Source organism: Rhodoblastus sp. (assembly GCF_041915505.1).
Taxonomy (GTDB): Bacteria; Pseudomonadota; Alphaproteobacteria; order Rhizobiales; family Beijerinckiaceae; genus Rhodoblastus.
Map to the genome: position 1 here is coordinate 1 of NZ_JAYSBG010000030.1, position 19016 is coordinate 19016.

22 protein-coding genes and 1 pseudogene are annotated in these 19016 nt (G+C 65.0%); 13 read left to right on the forward strand and 10 right to left on the reverse strand.

Annotated elements, in window-relative coordinates; genetic code table 11:
• Nucleotides 1–214: 214 nt before the first annotated feature.
• Entirely contained in the window at nucleotides 215–1009 is a 795-nt protein-coding gene (locus ACE3S9_RS03815) for an alpha/beta hydrolase (RefSeq protein WP_374545103.1), read from the reverse strand.
• Nucleotides 1010–1144: 135 nt separating this feature from the next.
• Between ACE3S9_RS03815 and ACE3S9_RS03820 the strand changes: the two genes are divergently transcribed.
• The 5 genes from ACE3S9_RS03820 to ACE3S9_RS03840 all read left to right on the forward strand — a co-directional run bounded on the left by ACE3S9_RS03820 (nucleotide 1145) and on the right by ACE3S9_RS03840 (nucleotide 5651).
• Nucleotides 1145–2314 carry a glycosyl transferase gene (locus ACE3S9_RS03820; protein WP_374545104.1) on the forward strand — a complete coding sequence of 390 codons (1170 nt, stop codon included), beginning with the start codon at nucleotides 1145–1147 and terminating at the stop codon, nucleotides 2312–2314.
• Between the two features lie 238 nt (nucleotides 2315–2552).
• A complete protein-coding gene (gene infC / locus ACE3S9_RS03825) occupies nucleotides 2553–3080 on the forward strand; it encodes a translation initiation factor IF-3 (protein ID WP_374545105.1) in 528 nt (175 codons plus the stop codon).
• 135 nt (nucleotides 3081–3215) lie between these two features.
• Nucleotides 3216–3749 carry a MarR family winged helix-turn-helix transcriptional regulator gene (locus ACE3S9_RS03830; RefSeq protein WP_374545106.1) on the forward strand — a complete coding sequence of 178 codons (534 nt, stop codon included), beginning with the start codon at nucleotides 3216–3218 and terminating at the stop codon, nucleotides 3747–3749.
• Nucleotides 3746–4243 (forward strand): DUF4405 domain-containing protein, encoded by a 498-nt coding sequence (locus ACE3S9_RS03835; RefSeq protein WP_374545107.1) that lies wholly within the window; start codon nucleotides 3746–3748, stop codon nucleotides 4241–4243. Before ACE3S9_RS03830 ends, ACE3S9_RS03835 begins: the two co-directional genes overlap by 4 nt.
• 94 nt (nucleotides 4244–4337) lie before the next feature.
• Nucleotides 4338–5651 (forward strand): MFS transporter, encoded by a 1314-nt coding sequence (locus ACE3S9_RS03840; RefSeq protein WP_374545108.1) that lies wholly within the window; start codon nucleotides 4338–4340, stop codon nucleotides 5649–5651.
• Between the two features lie 68 nt (nucleotides 5652–5719).
• Here the strand turns inward: ACE3S9_RS03840 and ACE3S9_RS03845 are convergent, their stop codons facing one another.
• Nucleotides 5720–6022, reverse strand: coding sequence for a GlsB/YeaQ/YmgE family stress response membrane protein (locus ACE3S9_RS03845; protein WP_374545109.1), 303 nt, complete (start codon nucleotides 6020–6022; stop codon nucleotides 5720–5722).
• 276 nt (nucleotides 6023–6298) lie between these two features.
• Here ACE3S9_RS03845 and rpmI point away from each other — a divergent pair, with 276 nt between their 5' ends.
• The 6 genes from rpmI (at nucleotide 6299) to ACE3S9_RS03875 (ending at nucleotide 11980) form a co-directional block, all read left to right on the forward strand.
• Nucleotides 6299–6499: a 50S ribosomal protein L35 gene (rpmI, locus tag ACE3S9_RS03850; RefSeq protein ID WP_243065379.1), complete on the forward strand. Its 201-nt coding sequence runs from the start codon at nucleotides 6299–6301 to the stop codon at nucleotides 6497–6499.
• 42 nt (nucleotides 6500–6541) lie between these two features.
• On the forward strand, nucleotides 6542–6907 hold the full coding sequence (gene rplT, locus ACE3S9_RS03855) for a 50S ribosomal protein L20 (RefSeq protein ID WP_374545110.1): 366 nt from the start codon (nucleotides 6542–6544) through the stop codon (nucleotides 6905–6907).
• A gap of 238 nt (nucleotides 6908–7145) precedes the next feature.
• Entirely contained in the window at nucleotides 7146–8228 is a 1083-nt protein-coding gene (pheS, locus tag ACE3S9_RS03860) for a phenylalanine--tRNA ligase subunit alpha (protein WP_374545111.1), read from the forward strand.
• Nucleotides 8229–8241: 13 nt separating this feature from the next.
• A complete protein-coding gene (locus ACE3S9_RS03865; RefSeq protein WP_374545112.1) occupies nucleotides 8242–8736 on the forward strand; it encodes a hypothetical protein in 495 nt (164 codons plus the stop codon).
• Between the two features lie 14 nt (nucleotides 8737–8750).
• Nucleotides 8751–11180: a phenylalanine--tRNA ligase subunit beta gene (gene pheT / locus ACE3S9_RS03870; RefSeq protein WP_374545113.1), complete on the forward strand. Its 2430-nt coding sequence runs from the start codon at nucleotides 8751–8753 to the stop codon at nucleotides 11178–11180.
• Between the two features lie 32 nt (nucleotides 11181–11212).
• Nucleotides 11213–11980: a VOC family protein gene (locus tag ACE3S9_RS03875; protein WP_374545114.1), complete on the forward strand. Its 768-nt coding sequence runs from the start codon at nucleotides 11213–11215 to the stop codon at nucleotides 11978–11980.
• 9 nt (nucleotides 11981–11989) lie between these two features.
• Here the strand turns inward: ACE3S9_RS03875 and ACE3S9_RS03880 are convergent, their stop codons facing one another.
• Nucleotides 11990–12283, reverse strand: coding sequence for a GYD domain-containing protein (locus tag ACE3S9_RS03880; RefSeq protein WP_374545116.1), 294 nt, complete (start codon nucleotides 12281–12283; stop codon nucleotides 11990–11992).
• Here ACE3S9_RS03880 and ACE3S9_RS03885 point away from each other — a divergent pair.
• On the forward strand, nucleotides 12282–12725 hold the full coding sequence (locus tag ACE3S9_RS03885) for a hypothetical protein (protein WP_374545117.1): 444 nt from the start codon (nucleotides 12282–12284) through the stop codon (nucleotides 12723–12725). The genes ACE3S9_RS03880 and ACE3S9_RS03885 overlap by 2 nt on opposite strands.
• Before the next feature lie 15 nt (nucleotides 12726–12740).
• On the opposite strand, the gene ACE3S9_RS03890 is transcribed toward ACE3S9_RS03885, so the two are convergent.
• From ACE3S9_RS03890 to ACE3S9_RS03915, 6 genes are all read right to left on the reverse strand, one after another.
• Complete coding sequence (locus ACE3S9_RS03890; RefSeq protein WP_374545118.1) at nucleotides 12741–13169, reverse strand: nuclear transport factor 2 family protein; 429 nt, start codon at nucleotides 13167–13169, stop codon at nucleotides 12741–12743.
• The gene (locus ACE3S9_RS03895; RefSeq protein WP_374545119.1) at nucleotides 13170–13610 is read right to left on the reverse strand and encodes a nuclear transport factor 2 family protein; all 441 of its coding nucleotides are present in this window, start codon (nucleotides 13608–13610) and stop codon (nucleotides 13170–13172) included.
• On the reverse strand, nucleotides 13611–14051 hold the full coding sequence (locus ACE3S9_RS03900) for a nuclear transport factor 2 family protein (RefSeq protein WP_374545120.1): 441 nt from the start codon (nucleotides 14049–14051) through the stop codon (nucleotides 13611–13613).
• A 14-nt stretch (nucleotides 14052–14065) separates the two neighbouring features.
• The gene (locus ACE3S9_RS03905) at nucleotides 14066–15676 is read right to left on the reverse strand and encodes a fumarate hydratase (RefSeq protein WP_374545121.1); all 1611 of its coding nucleotides are present in this window, start codon (nucleotides 15674–15676) and stop codon (nucleotides 14066–14068) included.
• A gap of 74 nt (nucleotides 15677–15750) precedes the next feature.
• Nucleotides 15751–16146 (reverse strand): very short patch repair endonuclease, encoded by a 396-nt coding sequence (locus ACE3S9_RS03910; protein WP_374545122.1) that lies wholly within the window; start codon nucleotides 16144–16146, stop codon nucleotides 15751–15753.
• Nucleotides 16147–16155: 9 nt separating this feature from the next.
• Nucleotides 16156–16479: a polyhydroxyalkanoic acid system family protein gene (locus ACE3S9_RS03915; protein ID WP_374545123.1), complete on the reverse strand. Its 324-nt coding sequence runs from the start codon at nucleotides 16477–16479 to the stop codon at nucleotides 16156–16158.
• 334 nt (nucleotides 16480–16813) lie between these two features.
• Between ACE3S9_RS03915 and ACE3S9_RS03920 the strand changes: the two genes are divergently transcribed.
• On the forward strand, nucleotides 16814–18373 hold the full coding sequence (locus tag ACE3S9_RS03920) for an acetyl-CoA hydrolase/transferase family protein (protein ID WP_374545124.1): 1560 nt from the start codon (nucleotides 16814–16816) through the stop codon (nucleotides 18371–18373).
• Nucleotides 18374–18519: 146 nt separating this feature from the next.
• On the opposite strand, the pseudogene ACE3S9_RS03925 reads toward ACE3S9_RS03920, so the two are convergent.
• Nucleotides 18520–19016 (reverse strand): annotated as a pseudogene (locus ACE3S9_RS03925) (polyhydroxyalkanoate depolymerase); the annotation flags it as partial.

Consider the following 19016-nt stretch of genomic DNA (forward strand, 5'->3'; position numbering starts at 1 on the left):
GATCTGGTCCTATTACCAGTCGCCGGAATATCATCTGCGTTCGACGGCGATTGCCGCCGACGGCCGCGATTTGCAATGGCCCAAATCGATCGCCGTCCAATGCGCGCCCCGTCCGGCGCCTCCGGTCGATCCTCCCGCGCCGCCCGTGCAACGGGTCAGAAGGCGCTATTATTGAATCGTCGCCGGCGCCTGTTTCCTCGGCGTAGCCCACCGCTCATTTCGCCTTTGTTTCATCGTCGAACCGTTCGATCGCCTGTTTCAGCGCCGCGAGATCCTGCGGGCGCGACAGGCGATGGTCGCCGTCCTTGATCAGCGTGATCGTCGTCGGGTCGGAGGCGAGGCTTTCCACCAGCCGCATGGCGTGGGGCCAAGGCACGTCCGGGTCGGCCATGCCCTGCAGGATCGTCACCGGGCAAAAGGCGCGGATTTCGCCGCCGAACAGGCTGTTGCGGCGGCCGTCCTCGAACAGCGCCCGGGTCAAGGGATAGCCCTCGCCATAGGCGTTGGCGGGCCGCATCCAGGCGCCGTCGCGCGCGATGGCCTGTCGGACCGGCTCCGGCAATTGCGGCCAGATCAGTTCTTCCGTGAAATCGACCGCCGGGGCGATCAGCACCATACCGGCGAGGCGCTCCGTCTCGCCGGTATGCGCCAGCGCGCGCGCGAGCAGCAGGGCGACCCAGCCGCCCATCGACGAGCCGACCACGATCTGCGGCCCCTGCGTCAGCGCGCGGAACACGGCCAGCGCCTGCGCCGTCCAGAGCCCGATCGTCGCTTCGCCGAACGCGCCTTCGGATTCGCCATGGCCGGAATAATCAAAGCGCAGGCAGGCGCGGCCCTGTTCCGCCGCGAGCGAATCGAGAAATTCGGCCTTGGTCCCGCGCATGTCGGAGCGGAAGCCGCCGAGCCAGAACAGGCCGGGCCGGGCGATCTTCGCCTTGGCGGGGCGAGCGAGATAGGCGAGGCGCGGCGCGCCGGCGGCGGTCTGAAAAAAAGCGGCGGGCTGGGTCATGGGGCGGTCGGTCCCGGTGCGATTGGGGCGAGCCGGCGGGTCTGGCCGCCGGCCGGCCGGTCCATCGGTCATTTTTCGACGCCCGATGGTATATGGTTCGTCAGATGATTCGCTGCTTGTAATGCGGGAGCCGGCATGACGCCATGGGGCGTGGAAGGCGATGTTGACAGCCAGGCCCTGTTCGGCCGGACCATTCTTCAGGTCGTTCCGGCGCTCGACGCGCGCGCCTCGGCCTGCGTCGAAGTGGCGGCGAGCCTGGCCGACGCCGGAGCGCGCGCTCTGGTCGCCGGCGCGCCGGGCCGGCTGGTCAGCGAATTGCAGGCGCGCGGCGGCATTTTCACCGCCCTCGCGGCGCCGACGCATAATCCGTGGCAGGCCTGGCTCAATCGTCGCCGGCTGGCGCGGCTCGCGGTGCGCGAGGGCGTCGAGCTGATCCATGTCCACGCCGGCGCCGGCGCGCGCGCGGCGCTTTATGCGGCGCGGCAGGCGCGGGCGCCACTGGTGATCGATTACGAGCCGTCGCTGGAGGCGCTCGCGGCGGAAGCCGATTCCGTCGTGTTCTTCTCGCGGGCCGAGATGGAGCAGGCCGTCGCGCGTCGTCCGGCGCTGGCGACGAAGGCCTTTCGCGGATTGCGCGGCGTCGATCTCCGCCTGTTCTCGGCGGAGGCCGTCGATCCCGGGCGGGTCCGCCGCCTGCGCGAGGCCTTGGGCGTGAAGGCCCATGTCCGGCTGGTCGTCGCTATCGGCCTGCCGCCGGAGCGCCGCCAGATGTTTCTGGCCGCGGCGGCGCAGCTCAAGGCCAAGGGATTTTTCGGCAATGAGGCGCAGGACGCGCGTTTCGTCTGGCTGCGTCACGACGACGAGGCGCCCTCGGGCGCTTTTGACGCCGAGGCGGCGCGGCTGGGTCTCGACGGCCTCGTGCTGCAGATCGACTGGCCGGACCGCGCGGCCGGTTGTCTCGCCGCGGCGCTGGTGGTCGCGCCGGCCGGCGAGAGCGCGCTTTGCGTCGAGGCGCAGGCGCTCGGCGCGCCGCTGGCCGCGCTGCAAATCTCCGCAGGCAATGGCGCGATCGAGGAAGTTCGCGCGCCGCCGGAGGTCGAGCCGGCCCAGCGCACCGGCTGGCTGGTTCCGCCCGGCCCGCCCAGCGGCCTGATCCGCGCGATCGAGGAGGCCTTGCGGCTCGGCGCGACGGCGCGGGAAAATCTCGCCCACAACGCCCGCGCCCACGCCCGCGCCTTTTCGGCCGAGCGGATGAACGCGCTGACGCTCGGCCTTTACGCCCGCCATTTCGGCGCGGGCGAGTAACGCTTGCGCAACGCCGGGCGTGATTCAGGTCAAAAAGGCGCGGCGGCGGCAATTGCGCCGTTGACTTTGGCGCGCTTTGTCACAATCTTTGCGAGGGTTGGTCCTCGTGGTCTAGGTCGCGGGGGCTTTTTGCCGTAGCTATAATCATCCGCTTTGTTCAGAGAGGAACGCCCGGCCTCCATCGTCCAGGCCCCGTTTCGCAGTCTCGTCTCAAGGAGAGCACGCCATTCGCCGTCCTATGAAAGCCCCCCCGGTTCCGCAGAAGGAGGGACCCCGCATCAACCGGGATATTCGCGTCCGCGAGGTTCAGCTGATCGATTCGGAAGGCCAGAATCGCGGCGTCGTCGACATTCTCGAAGCGCTGCGCCTGTCTGAAGAAGACGGCCTCGATCTGGTGGAGATCGTGCCCAACGCCACGCCGCCGGTCTGCAAGATTCTCGATTACGGCAAATATCGCTTCACGGAGCAGAAGAAGGCCTCCGAGGCGCGCAAGCGGCAGAAGATCGTCGAGATCAAGGAAGTCAAGCTTCGCCCCGGCATCGACGATCACGACTACGACACCAAGATGAAGGCCGTGCGCCGCTTCTTTGACGAAGGCGACAAGGTCAAGTTCGTCCTGCGTTTCCGCGGTCGCGAAATGGCCCATCAGGAACTGGGGTTCAAGGTGCTCGAACGCGTGAAGGCCGAGACCCTCGGTTTCGCCAAGATCGAACTGGAGCCCTCGATGGAAGGCCGCCAGATGATCATGATCCTGGCCCCGAAATAAGCCCGGCCGGGCGCGGTCGTTCCCAAAGTTAGGCTGTTGTGGCGCCGTTCCGCGATGCGGAGCGGCGCTTTGATTTTTCAGGCCCGCCCTTCGCCCCGCCGCAAAATTGCCTTTCTGGAAAGATAATTCCTGGCCATGGACACACAGGTGCGGCGGTCGGTCGAGGATTTGTTGCGGAGGCAGGCCGTTCACTGGCCGGAGGCCGCGACGCCGGCCGCCCGGTTGATGGTCCGCCTGTTCCGCCTGCGCGATCTTGTTCTGGCGCATTCGTCCCACCTCGCCGCCGCGCGTGGCGTCAGTCTGACCGAATTCGACGTCCTCGCCGCCCTACGCGGCGCGGCGCCGCCGTATGAACTGACGCCGACCGAGGTCTGCGCTGCCGTCCTGCTGTCCTCGGGCGGCCTGACCAAGGTTTTACGCGCATTGGAGGCGCGGGGGCTCGTCGCGCGCGGCGAATCGCCCGGCGACCGGCGCAGTGTGCCCGTTCGCCTGACCGAAGCGGGGCGCGAGACGGCCGAGCGCGCCATGGCGGACATTTTGCGCGCCGACGCGGACCTCCTCGCGGCGGCGCTTTCGCAAGACGACGTCGAGAGCCTGACGGAACGGCTCGGACGTTTGCTGGCGTGGCTGGAAAAGCCCGCGCCGGCAAAAACCCGGAGAAAATCATGAAATTGAGAGAATGGGCGACGCCTCTGACCATGGGCGCCTTCGCCGTCATGGGCGTCACCGGCGTCCTGATGTTTTTCCATCTGGACTCGGGCCTGAACAAGCCGGCCCACGAATGGGTCGGCTGGGCGATGATTCTGGGCGTCGCCGGCCATGTCGCCGCCAATTGGACCAGCGTGAAGCGTTATCTGACGACCAGCCGGATGGGCCAGGGCCTCGCGGCCGCGGGCGTCGCCGTGCTGCTGCTGTCCTTTCTCCCGACGCCCGGCGCGCGCAACGGCTCGGCGCCGGTCCAGGCGATGCGGGGCGTGCTGCGCGCGCCGATCGCTTCGGTCGCGGCGCTCACGGGGCGGCCGCTGGATCAGATCCGGGCCGATCTCGCCAAAGCCGGCGTCGAACTCCCGAGCGACGAGGCCAGCATCGCCAGCGTGACCGGAGAGGACCGCGGCCTGCAGGCGCGCGCGATCGACGTCCTGTTCGGCGGCGAAGCGCGCTAGCAGCCCGCACGGAGCCGGCTCAAAGCCGCTTGTTCGCCTTGATAAGCTGGGCCATTCTGCCCTGTGGCCGCCTGGCGCGGCTATGGGGGGAAACATGACGCAGACAATTGCGCGTGAAAAAATCGATCCGGCGCGGCTCAAGGCCATTGTGGTCGGTTCGCTGGGCAATCTGGTCGAATATTACGACTTTTACGTCTACGCGGCCTTCTCGCTCTATTTCGCGCCGGCCTTCTTTCCCGGCGCCGATCCGATCGCGCAAATGCTGTCCTCGGCCGGCATATTCGCGCTGGGCTTCTTCATGCGGCCGATCGGCGGCTGGCTGTTCGGCCATATCGGCGACCATTACGGCCGGCGCCGGTCGCTGATGTTGTCGGTGCTGATGATGTGCGCCGGCTCGCTGGTGATCGCGCTGACCCCGGTCTATGCGCAGATCGGCGTCTGGGCGCCGATCACGCTGATGCTGGCCCGCCTCGTCCAGGGCCTGAGCCTCGGCGGCGAATATGGCGCATCGGCGACCTACGTGGCGGAGATGGGCGATTCCGGCCGGCGCGGCTTTTATTCCAGTTTCCTCTATGTGACGCTGATCGGCGGCCAGCTCGGCGCGCTGGCGGTCCTGCTGATCCTGCAGAATCTCGTCCTGACGCCGGAGCAGTTGAAGGCCTTCGGCTGGCGCATTCCCTTCGCGATCGGCGCGGCTCTGGCTCTGTTCGCCTTGTGGATGCGACGCGATCTCGAGGAAACCCAAGCCTTCAAGAACGCCAAGGCGAAGGGCCATGAAGGCGGCCTCGGCGCGCTCTGGGCCCATCGTCGCGAGGCTTTGATCGTGATCGGCCTGACCATGGGCGGCACGCTGGCTTTCTATGTCTATACGATCTACATGCAGAAATTCCTCAAGCTGACGGTGGGCCTGACCGATGCGCAGAGCACCTGGGTCAGCGCCGGCGCGCTGGTTTTCGCCTTGTGCCTGCAGCCGCTCTATGGCGCGCTGTCGGATCGCATCGGCCGCCGCCCGGTGCTGCTTGCTTTCGGAATCATGGGCACGCTCGGCACGGTTCCGCTGATGACCGCCTTGTCCCACGCCAAGGGGCCGTGGGAGGCCTTTTCCCTGGTGGCCTTGGGCTGGATCATGACCGCGCCCTATACCTCGATCAACGCCGTGGTGAAGGCCGAATTGTTCCCGGCCGCGCTGCGCGCCACCGGCGTCGGCCTGCCCTATGCGCTGGCCGTGTCCTTCTTCGGCGGCACGGCGGAATATATCGCGCTGTGGTTCAAGCAGCGGGGGATGGAAAGCGGCTTTTATTATTACGCCAGCGCCGTGATCTTCTGCTCGCTGCTGGTCTATTTCTTCCTGCCCGACACCAAGAAGACGTCCGTGCTCGACCGTGAGGCGATGGAGGTGCTGGAATAGAGCCTCGCCGCCGTTGCAGGACGGGCCGCGCCCTTCGCCCCGCCGGATTTGGCTTTACGCCGCCGTGGTCAGCCCAGCCCGCCGCCGGTTTCCTCGGTCCAGCGGCTCCACGCCCAGCGGATCGCCAGCACGAGGAGCGAGCCGAGCACGGCGGCGAGAATGTCGCGCGCCGAAATGGCGATCTTGTCGAGGCTCGGCAGCAGGTTCAGAAGCTCGAACAGGGCGCCGCCGATAATGGCGCCGACGCAGCCGAGCGCGAGATTGGACCACAGCCCGTAGCCGGCCTTGTTCCAGGTGACCGCCCGCCCCGCGAGCGTGCCGCCGATCAGGCCGACCACGATCCAGGTGATGAGATTGGCGAGGGTGAACATGCCGGCCTCCTGGCGCCTCTTGGCGGTAGCGACGATTTCCTTCCATAATGGCCGCGCTTCCGGCCGCGTCAATCGGGCGGCGCCGGCGCGGCGGTCCTGAATCGGGCCGTTTTCGACGCCGCCCCCTTGCCAAATCCGCCTTTTTACCGTTATAAGCGCCGCTTCGATCCGCCCGGCCAGTAAAGGGCTGCCGTGGCGGATTGTTTCGCTCAAATGCGAAAGCCGGCCTTGGCGCCGGAACATGCGGTTCGCCGCGCCAAAAATCGAGAGAGCAAAATGCCCAAGTTGAAGACCAAATCCGGCGCGAAAAAGCGCTTCAAGATCACCGGCACCGGCAAGGTGGTCTACGCCCAGCGCGGCAAGCGCCACGGCATGATCAAGCGGACCAACAAGCAGATTCGCAACCTTCGCGGCACCAATGTCCTCTTCAAGACCGACGGGGACAACGTGAAGAAGTTCTTCCTGCCCAACGGCTGATTTCCAGCCCGATCCGCAACCTGAATTTACTGGAGATCATCCATGGCTCGCGTCAAACGCGGCGTCACCTCGCACGCCAAGCACAAAAAAGTTTTCAAGGCCGCCAAGGGCTTCTATGGCCGCCGCAAGAACACGATCCGCGCCGCCAAGGCGGCCGTCGATCGCTCGATGCAATATGCCACGCGCGACCGCCGCGCCAAGAAGCGCACGATCCGCGCCCTGTGGATCCAGCGCCTCAACGCCGCTGTGCGTGAATTCGGCCTGACCTACAGCCGCTTCATCGACGGCCTCAACAAGGCCGGCGTGGAAGTGGACCGCAAGGTCCTGTCCGAGCTCGCCATCACCGAGCCGGCGGCCTTCCAGGCGATTGTCGAAAAGGCCAAGGCGGCCCTGCCCGCGGCGGCTTGAAGATCGGTTCGCTTCCTTTTCTCGTGGCGCGTTCCTTCTCCCCTTGCGGGAGAAGGTGGCTCGCCGAAGGCGAGACGGATGAGGGGGCGGCAGTCTCTTGGGACGAACCCCTCATCCGGCGCTGTCGCGCCACCTTCTCCCACAAGGGGAGAAGGGAAGCCCGCCCCTCCGGCGGGCTTTTTTGCTTTATCTCCCTGGTCGCGCATGGCATGACGCGTGAAAAATTTCGGGACTATCCATGTCTGATCTCAGCCACCTCGAAAACGAGACCCTCGCCGCCGTCGAATCCGCCGCCGACGAAGCCGCTTTGGAAAATGTGCGCGTCGCGGCGCTGGGCAAGAAGGGCTCCATTTCCGCTCTGCTCGCCACGCTCGGCAAAATGTCGCCGGACGAGCGCAAGAGCGAGGGCGCGAAGATCAACGCGCTGAAGGACAAGGTCGGCGAAGCCCTGTCCGCGCGGAAAACGGTGCTGAAGGAGGCGGCGCTGGCCGCGCGCCTCGCCAGCGAGACCGTCGACGTTACCTTGCCGACCCGCGCTTCGGCGCTGGAGATCGGCCGCATCCATCCGATCAGCCAGGTCATGGACGAGCTGGCCGCGATCTTCGCCGATATGGGCTTTTCCATCGCCGAAGGTCCGGATGTCGAGACGGACGATTTCAACTTCACCAAGCTGAACTTCCCGCCCGGCCATCCCGCGCGCGAAATGCACGACACCTTTTTCTTCAACCGCAAGGAAGACGGTTCGCGCAAATTGCTGCGCACCCACACCTCGCCGGTGCAGGTCCGCACCATGCTGAAGAACCCGCCGCCGATCCGGGTGATCTGCCCGGGCCGCACCTATCGCTGCGATTCCGACCAGACCCATACGCCGATGTTCCATCAGGTCGAGGGGCTGGTCATCGACAGAAAAGCCCATATGGGCCATCTGAAATGGATCCTCGAAGAATTCTGCAAGACCTTCTTCGAAGTGCCCAACGTCAAGATGCGCTTCCGGCCGAGCTTCTTCCCCTTCACGGAGCCTTCCGCCGAAGTGGACATCCAATGTTCGCGCAAGGGCGGCGACATCCGTTTCGGCGAAGGCGACGACTGGCTCGAAATCCTCGGCTGCGGCATGGTCCATCCCAATGTGCTGCGCAATTGCGGCCTCGATCCGGACGAGTTCCAGGGTTTTGCGTGGGGCATGGGCATCGACCGCATCGCCATGCTGAAATATGGCATGCCGGATCTGCGCCCCTTCTTCGAAGCCGATGTGCGCTGGCTGTCGCACTACGGCTTCCGGCCGCTCGATCTGCCCTCGCTGGCGGGCGGCCTTTCGAGCTGACGGGTGAAGGCCGATGAGGGACGCCGCATTCGCATTGTTCGATCGATTGTTCTTCGGCGTCGTGCTGCGGCTTCCGGCGCCGGCGGATATCGAATCGATCAATCTTGCGGCGCGCGGCGAGCGCGGCGACGGGCAAAGCCGGCATCGCGATTTCATCTATCTCATGATGAGCGGAGTCGACACCAAGGTATCCGCTCTCTTGAGCCATATTTCGCTGATCATAGCGGCGTTGGTCTTCATCTATTCGTCACGGTCCGCCGCGGGCTCGGCCGGACTTAAGATCATGATCATGCTGGAAATCGTCGCTTATCTGATCCTGACGGTGTTCTGCCTGCGATGCATCCACATGTCGGTCAGTCTGTCGAGCGCCAGCGCAGCGGAAAACGACGCGCTGGCGATCGAACTCTACAAGCGCCGCGCCACCTATAATTGGGCGTCGAATGTGACGGTTTTCGTCACCGTCGCGACGATCGTGACGCTCGTCCTCGGCTCCGTCTTCGGTCTCTGACCAGGGAAAAGAAAATGAAATTCACCCTCTCCTGGCTGAAACAGCATCTGGACACTGACGCCTCGTTCGAAACCATCGTCGAGACGCTGACCCGGATCGGCCTTGAGGTCGAGGGCGTCGAAAATCCTGCCGAAACGCTCGGCGTGTTCAAGATCGCCCAGATCGTCAGTGCGGCGCCGCACCCCAATGCCGACCGGCTGCAGGTCTGCCAGGTCGACATTGGCGAGGGGCCGGCCTTGCAGGTCGTGTGCGGCGCGCCCAACGCCCGCGCCGGCCTGAAGACGGTGTTCGCCCCGCCCGGCGCCTATATTCCGGCCAAAAAGATCACGCTCGGCAAAGGCGTGATCCGCGGCGTCGAATCCGCCGGCATGATGTGCTCGCCGGAAGAACTGGGCCTTGACGGCGATTCCTCCGGCATTTTCGAACTCGCCGCCGAGGCTCCGGTCGGCGCAGTCTATGCCGCCTGGGCCGGGCTGGACGATCCGCTGATCGAGATCAATCTCACGCCCAACCGCTCCGACGCCGCTTCGGTCTATGGCGTGGCGCGCGATCTCGCCGCCGCCGGCCTCGGCAAGCTCAAGGGCGAGACCGGCGCGCCCGTCGCCGGCCAATTTCCCTGTCCGGTCGGCGTCAGGTTGGATTTTGCGCCCGAGGACGCTCCTCTCGCGCCTCTGTTCGCCCTGCGACTGGTGCGCGGCGTCAAGAACGGGCCGAGCCCCGATCGGCTGCAACAGCGCCTGAAAAGCATCGGCCTGCGCCCGATCAACGCTCTGGTCGACATCACCAATTTCATGACCTTCGACCGCGGCCGGCCGCTGCATGTGTTCGATGCAAGCAAGGTCGCCGGCGATCTGGTGGTGCGCCGCGCCAAGGCGGGCGAGAGCCTGCTGGCGCTGGACGACCGCACCTATGCGTTGGACGAGAGCGTGGTGGTGATCGCCGACAATAAGGGCGTTGAATCGCTCGCCGGCGTAATGGGCGGCGAATCCTCCGGCTGCGACGAGAACACCACCGAGGTCCTGATCGAATCGGCGCTGTGGGACCCGAACAATATCGCCCAGACCGGCCGCAAGCTCGGCATCGTGTCGGATGCGCGCTATCGCTTCGAGCGCGGCGTCGATCCGGCCTTTGCGCTGCCGGGCCTCGAACTGGCGACTGAACTGGTTCTCGACCTGTGCGGCGGCGCGCCGTCCGAAATCATTGTCGCCGGTCATGTTCCGGCGCCGGCGGCTGGCGTCGACTTTCCGTTGAGCGAAGTCGAGCGCCTGACCGGCCTGCGCCTCGATCCGAGCGAAATGGTCGGCTCGCTGGAAAAGCTTGGCTTCGCCGTCGCGCGCCAGGCCACCAATTTCGATCATGTCCATGTCCGCGCGCCGAGCTGGCGGCCGGATATCGAGGGCAAGGCCGATCTGGTCGAGGAAATCGTGCGGCTCGCCGGGCTCGACCGCATTACGCCGGTTCCGCTGGAGCGCGAGGGCGCCGTCGCCGGCCCGGTGCTGACCCTGCTGCAGAAACGCGCCCGCACCGCGCGCCGGGCCTTGGCCGCGCGCGGCATGGCCGAGGCGGTGACCTGGTCGTTCATCGCCAAGGATCGCGCTGAATTGTTCGGCGGCGGCGCGCCGGAACTGGCGCTCGCCAATCCGATCGCGGCCGATCTGTCCGACATGCGGCCGAGCCTCGTCCCCGGCCTGCTCGCCGGCGCCCAGGCCAATGTTGCGCGCGGCTTCGGCGATGTCGCTTTGTTCGAGGTCGGGCAGGTGTTCAAGACCGATTCCGAGGACGGCCAGTTCCTGGCCGCCGCCGGCCTGCGGCGCGGGACCGCCCGGCCCGGCGGCGCCGGCCGCCATTGGTCGGACAAGGCGGCGCCGGTCGATCTGTTCGACGCCAAGGCGGACGTCTTCGCGCTCTTCGCCGCGCTCGGCGTCGCGGCGGGGGCGGTTCAGCTTGTTCCCGGCGGGCCGGATTTCCTGCATCCGGGCCGTTCGGCGACCCTGCAATTCGGCCCGAAAAATATCGTCGGCTGGTTCGGCGAATTGCATCCGCGCGCGCTGGAGGCCTTCGACGCCGCCGGGCCGATCGTCGCCTTCGAGATCGTTCTCGACGCCTTGCCGGCGCCCAAGGCCAAGCCGACCAAGGCGCGGCCCCGGCTGGATCTGTCGGATTTCCAGCCGGTCGAGCGCGATTTCGCTTTCATCGTGGACAAGGAAGTGAAAGCGGCCGATCTTATCAAGGCCGCGCAGGGGGCGGATCGGAATCTTATTGTCAATGTCGGCGTGTTCGATCTCTACGCGGGGCCGGGCGTGCCGGAGGGCAAGAAATCCGTCGCGCTCAATGTCACCCTGCAGCCGCGTGAACGGACCTTGACCGATTCCGAGATCGAGGCGGTCGCGGCCAAAGTGGTCGCCGAAGCGGGCAAGAAGACTGGCGCCGTCCTGCGCGGCTGAGGCCTCGCCGGCGCCTGACAGGGGAGAGAACGATGCCAGGTCGATTCTGCTGGGTGGAATTGCTGACGAGCGATATTGGCGCGGCGCAGGCTTTCTACGGCGAGGTGGTCGGCTGGACCTGCGCGTCGCCCGGCCACGCCGAGCGCGACTATCGCCTGTTCTTCTATGAGGGCAATGCGGCGGCGGGTCTGATGGCGCTGCCGGACGAGGCCAAGGCGCAGGGCGCGCGGCCGTCCTGGTTCGGCTATGTCGCTTCGGCCGATGTGGATGCGGATGTGGCGGCGATCACGGCGGCGGGCGGCAGGCTCTATCGCCCCGCCGAGACCCTGCCGAAGATCGGCCGTTTCGCGGTGGTGGCCGATCCGCAGGGCGCGCCTTTCGCCCTCTGGAAGGATCTCAGCGGCATGAAGCCGCCGGAGCTGCCGCCGATGGCGGTGGGCCATGTCGGCTGGCGCGAGTTGTTCACCGACGACGTCGAGAAAGCCTTCGCTTTCTACGAGGGGAAATTCGGCTGGACCAAAGGCGAGACGATGGATATGGGGCCAATGGGCGCCTACCAACTCTTCGCGACCGGCGGCGACCATGCGGTCGGCGGCATGATGAAGCGCCCGCCGAATGTGCCGCAGCCGTTCTGGAACTATTATTTCACGGTGGCGGCGCTCGACGAGACGCTGGAAAAGGTCAAGAAGGCCGGCGGCCAGCTCGCCCATGGCCCGATGGAAGTGCCCGGAGGCGCCTGGATCGCGCAATGTTTCGACCCGCAGGGCGCGTTTTTCTCGCTGGTCGCCGCCAAAAGGTGATCGCCGCGGTCAGGCGACTTTTTCGAGGATTTCCGCCATTTCCATGGCGGTGAAGGCGCGCAGGGTCTGGCCGCGGAGATTGCCCGCCTTGAGCATGTTGATTCCGAAGGCGTTCGCCGCGGCGTCGTCCGGCGTCTCGGTGATCACCACTATGTCATAGGGGCCCTGCAGCCACAGGATCTCCTTGATCGTGACCCCGCTTTGCGCGGCGGCGGCCCTCACCGCCTCTGACCGCTTCACGGTGTCCTTGATCGCGCGCAAGCCCTGATCGGTGAAATTATAGAGCGTGACAAAGGTTTTCATGGGCCGATTCTCCTCTTCTTGCAGACCGTTCGGTCGCGGAAGTTTTGCGGCCGCCACGCGCGGCTTTTGGCCGAGTGGAGCGCGTTTCGCGCGGCGAGGAAAATCAAACCTTCGTGTCGCCGGCGCCCGCTCGCTGGCCGCGAGTCTGGCCTTTTTCTGCGCCGTCGCGGCCGCTTCGGCGGCGGGCATCGAATCCTGCGAGAAGATCAAGGACGCCGACGCCTATAACGCCTGCCTCGCCTCCTATGGCCCGGCTGTCGGCGAACATCGCTTTACCGCCGCGCCGCCGGCGGAGACTGTGGAGCGAGAGAAGACGAGTGGCGCGAAAGCGGCCGCGCATGGCGCGCGGCGCGGCGGTCGCCAGACTGCGGAGACCGCGCGGCAAGGGCCGAAGCGTCAGGCCAATGGCCGCGTGCGCATCGAGATCTTTCCAGGCAAGTGAACGGTCAGCCGCCGCTCAGCGCATGAGGGCGGCGGAGTCCGGATATTCCGCGAATTCGACGATCAGGCCGTCGCGGAAGCGGGCGAAATCGCAGACGTCGATCGCGATACGTTCGCCTGTTCCGCGATTGCGCAGGTGCGACGTCCGATGCAAGGCGGCGCGGTCGCCGTCGATGACCAGTTCGTGGATGTTCGAGCCGAAATTTTCGTACATCACGTCGACCGTCGCCAGAATTTTGCGAACGGCCTCCTTGCCGCGCACGGTCTGCACGAAGGGGTAAAGCGTCCAGTTTCCGCGCGTGGAATAGAGGATGTCCTCGGCGGCATATTCCAGCATGCCCGGAATGTCGCCCTCGGCGCGCCGCTCGAAAATGGTTCGCAGCCGATGTTCGATCATTTCCCGGTCCACCGCGCCGAGGCGGTGGAGCGCGTCGTCGCTTTGCATTCAGCTCTCGTCCAGATCGGCGAGTGCGGCGGAATCGGCGATCTCGGTGAACTCCACCACCAGCCCGTCGCGAAAACGGATGAAATCGACGACGTCGACGTCGCCTGTCTTGCCCGTGCCGCGATGGCGGATCGTCGCCGTCCGCAGGAATGCCGCCCGGTCGCCGTCGATGACCAGATTGTGGATGACGGAGCCGAGATTCTCAAACCGAACGGAAATCATGGCCATTGCCGCGGCGACGTCTTTCTTGCCCCGCACGGGTTTCGCATAGGGGAAAGTGATCCAACCGCCGCGCACATTATAGACGACCTCGTCGGCGACCAAATCGAACAGGCCGTGCAAATTGCCGTCGGAATGCATCCGGACCATGGTGCGGATGCGTTGTTCGATCATCTCCCGGTCCACCGCGCCGAGGCGGCGCAGCGCGTCGTCGCTCTGCATTCAGCTCTCGTCCAGATCGGCGAGAGCGGCCGAATCCGCGATCTCGGTCAACTCCACCACCAGGCCGTCGCGGAAACGGATGAAATCGGCGACGTCGATCTCGCCGATCTTGCCGGTGCCGCGGTGGCGGATCATCGCCGTGCGCCGCACCGCCGCGCGATCGCCGTCGATCACCAGGTCATGAATCACCGAGCCGAGATTCTGGAACTGCACGGCGATCATCGCCAGCGCCTGGGCGACCTCCTCCTTGCCGCGAATCGGGCGCGAATAGGGGAAGGCCATCCAGTTCCCCTTGACGTTATAGATGACGTCGTCCGCGACATAGGCCATCAGGTCGCGAATATTGCCGTCGGAATGCATCCGCGCCATGGCCCGGATGCGCTTCTCGATCAGTTCCCGGTCCACCGCGCCAAGGTTGCGCAGGGTTTCATCGCTTTGCACATCAGGCTCCGGTCTCAGGAAAGGTTTAGTTCTTTGAAAAAATCGTTGCCCTTGTCGTCGACGACGATGAAGGCGGGGAAATCTTCGACCTCGATCTTCCAGATCGCCTCCATGCCGAGCTCCGGATATTCGAGCAACTCCACTTTCCGGATGCAATCTTGCGCGAGGCGTGCGGCCGGGCCGCCGATCGAGCCGAGATAGAAGCCGCCGTGCTTCTTGCAGGCTTCCGTCACGGCCGCCGAGCGGTTGCCCTTGGCCAGCATGATTTTCGAGCCGCCCTGCGCCTGGAACTGGTCGACATAGGCGTCCATGCGGCCCGCCGTGGTCGGGCCGAACGAGCCGGAGGCGTAGCCGGCGGGGGTCTTGGCCGGGCCGGCGTAATAGACCGGGTGATTCTTGAGATAATCCGGCATCGGCTGGCCGTTCTCCAGCCGCTCGCGGATCTTGGCGTGGGCGAGATCGCGCGCCACGATGATCGTGCCGGTCAGCGACAGCCGCGTCTTGACCGGATATTGGGTCAGAGTGGCCAGAATGTCGGCCATCGGCTGGTTGAGGTCGATCTTGACCACCTCGCCGCCGAGTTCGCCGTCGATATGGGGCAGATATTTCGCCGGATCGTGCTCCAGCTCCTCGACGAACACGCCGTCCCTGGTGATCTTGCCAAGCGCCTGGCGGTCGGCGGAACAGGACACGCCAATGCCGATCGGCAGGGACGCTCCATGCCGGGGCAGGCGGATCACGCGGACGTCATGGCAGAAATATTTGCCGCCGAATTGCGCGCCGACGCCGAGATCCTGCGTCAGCTTGTGGATTTCGGCCTCGAGAGCGAGATCGCGAAAGGCGTGGCCGTCCTCGCCGCCCTCGGTCGGCAGATTGTCGAGATAGCGCGCGGAGGCGAGCTTGACCGTCTTGAGGTTCAGCTCGGCCGAGAGGCCGCCGACGACAATGGCGAGGTGATAGGGCGGGCAGGCGGCGGTGCCGAGCGCCAGAATCTGCTTCTTCAGCACCTCCAGCAGCTTGTCATGGGTGAGCATGGACGGCACGCCCTGGACCAGATAGGTCTTGTTGGCGGAGCCGCCGCCCTTGGCCATGAACAGGAACTTGTAGGCGTCCTCGCCTTCCTCGAAAATGTCGATCTGCGCCGGGAGATTGGTTTTGGTGTTCTTCTCCTCGAACATGGAGAGCGGCGCGAGCTGCGAATAGCGCAGGTTTTTTTTCTCATAGGCGTCCTTGACGCCTTCGGAGAGCGCGGCCTCGTCGCCGCCCTTGGTGAAGACGCGGCGGCCCTTCTTGCCGAGAATAATGGCCGTGCCCGTGTCCTGACACATCGGCAATACGCCGCCGGAGGCGATATTGGCGTTTTTCAGAAGGTCGAAGGCGACGAATTTGTCATTGCCGGTGGCTTCGGGATCGTCGAGGATTTTTCTCAACTGGGCGAGATGGCCCGGGCGCAGCAGATGGTTGATGTCGGCCATCGCCGCTTCGGCGAGCAGGCGCAGAGCCTCTGATTCGACCACCAGAACGTCTTCGCCGTCGAATTTCTCGACCCGGACGCCCTTGTCGGAGATCTTGCGATAGGGAGTCTCGTCCTTGCCGAGTGGGAAAAGCGGAGCGTAAGCAGTCATCGCGACGGTCCCGATATATTCGAAGATGCGCCCCTTTACGCCTTTGTGCGCTGCGTTCCAAGAGCGGCGAAGGACTAAGAGGCGACCGCGAGGAATTTCTCGAGTTCGGCCGCAAGCGTAGCCGTGTCGCGCGTCTCGCATTCCCAGATCGTCAAGACCCGCCAGCCGAGGTCGGCATAGGCCACGCGATGCGCCTCGTCGCGCGCGCGGTTGCGGGCGATTTTTTGGGTCCAGTAATCGGCGTTGGTTTTCGGCATGCGCGCGCCGCGCTTGCAATCATGGCCGTGCCAGAAGCAGCCGTGAACGAAAATCGCCTGTTTCCGGCCGATATAGGCGATATCCGGGGCGCCGGGCAGATCGCGCCGATGAAGCCGGTAACCCGGCGCGATGGCGCGCAAGATCTTGCGCACGCGAAGCTCCGGCGTCGTGTCGCGGTCCTTGACCGCCCGCATGACCTCCGAACGGTCCATGCGTGGGCGTCACGCCTTGGGCGGCGGCAGTTGCAGCATCTCGCCGGCATGTTTGGTCATCAGGCCCTTGGCCTTTTCCGCGATCATGGCGAGCACCCAGGGCAGTTCCAGCGAAACCCGGACGATATCGGGAAAGAATTCCAGCGCGCCCTTCAGCGTGTGGCCGAGCGCGCCGATCGTGAGGTCGGCGCGCGTTTCGCCCCAGTCGATCTGGACGGTCGAGAGATGGGAGGCGTATTTTTCCCTCAAGGCGTCGATGCCGGCCTGGACGCGCCTCTTGGCCTCTTCCGTGCCCAGACTATGCTTTACATCCACGCTGACGATCTGTCCCATCCCGCCGCTCCCGCTTGACGCCTTGGCAGGAGGTAGACGTCTTCGCTCGAAAAAACCAGCAGCAGGCGCGAAATCCGATTTTTTGATATGCAAAAAACGAATATCAGATCAGCGCATCGAATGCTGTGGGCGAAGCCGGGAGTTTGAAGTTTTATCATTTTGTAACAATATTATATGCGATAATTGCCCTCCTCTCATTGCGGAGTATGACGCCGCGCCAAGGCAAAATTAACCAAAATTCACCAAAACATCATTCCATTGTCGCATAGCTAAGCGGACGCCAAACGGCTTAGGCAGGGAAAGCTTTTCCCGCTCCCTCCGCCAAGAGACCGCCATGGCCGTTTCCGATCGCATTCGCAACGCCGCCCTCCGCGCCAGGATCATGACCGCCCGCGAAGCAGCGGCGCTGATTCCGAAAGGCGCCAATGTCGGCATGTCCGGCTTCACCGGCGCCGGCTATCCCAAGGAAGTGCCGCTCGCGCTCGCCGAGCGGATGAACGAGGCCCATGCGCGCGGCGAGACCTTCCGCATCAGCGTCTGGACCGGCGCCTCGACCGCGCCCGAACTCGACGGCGCTTTGGCCAAGGTCGACGGCATGGAATTGCGGCTGCCCTATCAGTCCGATCCGACCTGCCGCAAGCGCATCAACGCCGGCGAGATGGACTATCTCGACATCCATCTGTCGCATGTCGCGCAATTTGTCTGGGGCGGCTTTCTCGGCAAGCTCGACGTCGCGATCGTCGAAGTCGCCGGCATTCGCGAGGACGGCATGCTGATCCCGTCCTCCTCGGTCGGCAACAACAAGACCTGGCTCGACCGCGCCGACAAGGTGATCCTGGAGGTCAATCGCTGGCAGAACAGCGCGCTCGAAGGCATGCACGACGTCTATTACGGCACGCAGCTTCCGCCGCATCGCAAGCCGATCCCGATCGTGACGCCGTCCGACCGCATCGGCGAGACTTATCTGCATTGCGACCCGGAAAAAATCATCGCCGTGGTCGAGACCGACAAGCCGGACCGCAATTCGGCCTTCTCGCCGCCCGACGCCAATTCGCGCGCCATCGCCCATCACATCATCGAATTCTTCGCCCATGAGGTGAAGGCGGGCCGCCTGCCCAAGGATTTGCTGCCTTTGCAGTCCGGCGTCGGCAATGTCGCCAATGCGGTGATGGAGGAATTGCAGGCCGCGCCCTATGAAAACCTGACCGCCTATACGGAAGTGCTGCAGGACGGCATGTTCAACCTGATCCGCTCCAGCAAGATGGCCTTCGCCTCGGCGACGGCCCTGTCGCTGAGCCCCGACGCGGCGGAAGAATTCAACCGCGACGCGGCGCTTTACCGCGACAAGATCGTGCTGCGGCCTCAGGAAATCTCCAACCATCCGGAAGTGATCCGCCGGCTCGGACTGATCGCCATGAACGGGCTGATCGAGGCGGACATCTATGGCAATGTCAATTCGACCCACATTCGCGGGTCGAGCATCATGAACGGCATCGGCGGCTCGGGCGATTTCGCCCGCAACGCCTGGCTCTCGATCTTCATGACGCCGTCATCCGCCAAAAATGGCGCAATTTCGTGCATCGTCCCGATGGTCACCCATGTCGACCATACGGAGCATGACGTGCAGGTGATCGTGACGGAACAGGGCCTGGCCGATCTGCGCGGCCTGCCGCCGAAGAAGCGCGCCCGCGTGATGATCGACAATTGCGCCCATCCGGTCTTCAAGGACGCGCTGAACGAATATTTCGAGCGCGCACTGAAATATTCGCCCGGCCAGCACACGCCGCATATTCTGGACGAGGCCTTCACCTTCCTGCCGAACTGGCAGGCCAATCGCGAGGCCCGCGAGGCTTGGCGCGACGACAGCGTGGTTCAGGCCGACGCTTGGAAGTGAGAGAGTCCGTTGGCGCTCGCTCCGGCGTGCGCCGACCGCTCGCGCGATCAGCCGTCCGTTGGCGCTCGCTCTGGCGTCCGCCAACCGCTCGCGCGATCAGCCGTCCGTTGGCGCTCGCTCTGGCATGCGCCAACCGCTCGCGCGGATTAGCCGTCGTTCTGCAGGATCATGTTGCGCAGGATGGGATAGACTTGGCCTTCCCATTTCTTGCCGCTGAACACGCCATAATGGCCGACGCCGGCCTGCAGATGGTGGCGCCGGCGATAGGGCTTCAGGCTGGCGGCGAGATCATGGGCGGCCATGGTTTGGCCGACCGCGCAAATATCGTCGCGCTCGCCCTCGACGGTGAGCAGCGAAGTGTGGCGGATCGCCTTGGGATCGACCTTGCGGCCCTTGAAGGTCATCGTGCCGAGCGGGAGCTGATGCTCCTGGAAGACCCATTGCACGGTTTCGAGATAGAACTCCGCCGGCAGGTCGAGCACCGCGAAATATTCGTCGTAAAAGGCCTTGGTGTGATTGGCCTTGTCGGTCTGGCCGCCGGCCAGATTGTGGAACAGGTCGACATGGGCCTTCACATGGCGGTCCATATTCATCGCCATGAAGGCGGAAAGCTGGACGAAGCCCGGATAGACGCGGCGGCGCG

What these genes read in the sequence shown, in the direction of transcription:
- ACE3S9_RS03820 (WP_374545104.1), top strand. Translation starts at nt 1,145, where the DNA reads ATGACGCCATGGGGCGTGGAAGGCGATGTTGACAGCCAGGCCCTGTTC.
- ACE3S9_RS03905 (WP_374545121.1), bottom strand. Translation starts at nt 15,676, where the DNA reads ATGACTGCTTACGCTCCGCTTTTCCCACTCGGCAAGGACGAGACTCCC.
- ACE3S9_RS03920 (WP_374545124.1), top strand. Translation starts at nt 16,814, where the DNA reads ATGGCCGTTTCCGATCGCATTCGCAACGCCGCCCTCCGCGCCAGGATC.
- ACE3S9_RS03915 (WP_374545123.1), bottom strand. Translation starts at nt 16,479, where the DNA reads ATGGGACAGATCGTCAGCGTGGATGTAAAGCATAGTCTGGGCACGGAA.
- ACE3S9_RS03830 (WP_374545106.1), top strand. Translation starts at nt 3,216, where the DNA reads ATGGACACACAGGTGCGGCGGTCGGTCGAGGATTTGTTGCGGAGGCAG.
- pheS (WP_374545111.1), top strand. Translation starts at nt 7,146, where the DNA reads ATGTCTGATCTCAGCCACCTCGAAAACGAGACCCTCGCCGCCGTCGAA.
- ACE3S9_RS03815 (WP_374545103.1), bottom strand. Translation starts at nt 1,009, where the DNA reads ATGACCCAGCCCGCCGCTTTTTTTCAGACCGCCGCCGGCGCGCCGCGC.
- ACE3S9_RS03890 (WP_374545118.1), bottom strand. Translation starts at nt 13,169, where the DNA reads ATGCAAAGCGACGACGCGCTCCACCGCCTCGGCGCGGTGGACCGGGAA.
- rplT (WP_374545110.1), top strand. Translation starts at nt 6,542, where the DNA reads ATGGCTCGCGTCAAACGCGGCGTCACCTCGCACGCCAAGCACAAAAAA.
- ACE3S9_RS03885 (WP_374545117.1), top strand. Translation starts at nt 12,282, where the DNA reads ATGGGCCGATTCTCCTCTTCTTGCAGACCGTTCGGTCGCGGAAGTTTT.
- infC (WP_374545105.1), top strand. Translation starts at nt 2,553, where the DNA reads ATGAAAGCCCCCCCGGTTCCGCAGAAGGAGGGACCCCGCATCAACCGG.
- rpmI (WP_243065379.1), top strand. Translation starts at nt 6,299, where the DNA reads ATGCCCAAGTTGAAGACCAAATCCGGCGCGAAAAAGCGCTTCAAGATC.
- ACE3S9_RS03865 (WP_374545112.1), top strand. Translation starts at nt 8,242, where the DNA reads ATGAGGGACGCCGCATTCGCATTGTTCGATCGATTGTTCTTCGGCGTC.
- ACE3S9_RS03880 (WP_374545116.1), bottom strand. Translation starts at nt 12,283, where the DNA reads ATGAAAACCTTTGTCACGCTCTATAATTTCACCGATCAGGGCTTGCGC.
- ACE3S9_RS03840 (WP_374545108.1), top strand. Translation starts at nt 4,338, where the DNA reads ATGACGCAGACAATTGCGCGTGAAAAAATCGATCCGGCGCGGCTCAAG.
- ACE3S9_RS03845 (WP_374545109.1), bottom strand. Translation starts at nt 6,022, where the DNA reads ATGTTCACCCTCGCCAATCTCATCACCTGGATCGTGGTCGGCCTGATC.
- ACE3S9_RS03835 (WP_374545107.1), top strand. Translation starts at nt 3,746, where the DNA reads ATGAAATTGAGAGAATGGGCGACGCCTCTGACCATGGGCGCCTTCGCC.
- ACE3S9_RS03910 (WP_374545122.1), bottom strand. Translation starts at nt 16,146, where the DNA reads ATGGACCGTTCGGAGGTCATGCGGGCGGTCAAGGACCGCGACACGACG.
- ACE3S9_RS03895 (WP_374545119.1), bottom strand. Translation starts at nt 13,610, where the DNA reads ATGCAGAGCGACGACGCGCTGCGCCGCCTCGGCGCGGTGGACCGGGAG.
- pheT (WP_374545113.1), top strand. Translation starts at nt 8,751, where the DNA reads ATGAAATTCACCCTCTCCTGGCTGAAACAGCATCTGGACACTGACGCC.
- ACE3S9_RS03875 (WP_374545114.1), top strand. Translation starts at nt 11,213, where the DNA reads ATGCCAGGTCGATTCTGCTGGGTGGAATTGCTGACGAGCGATATTGGC.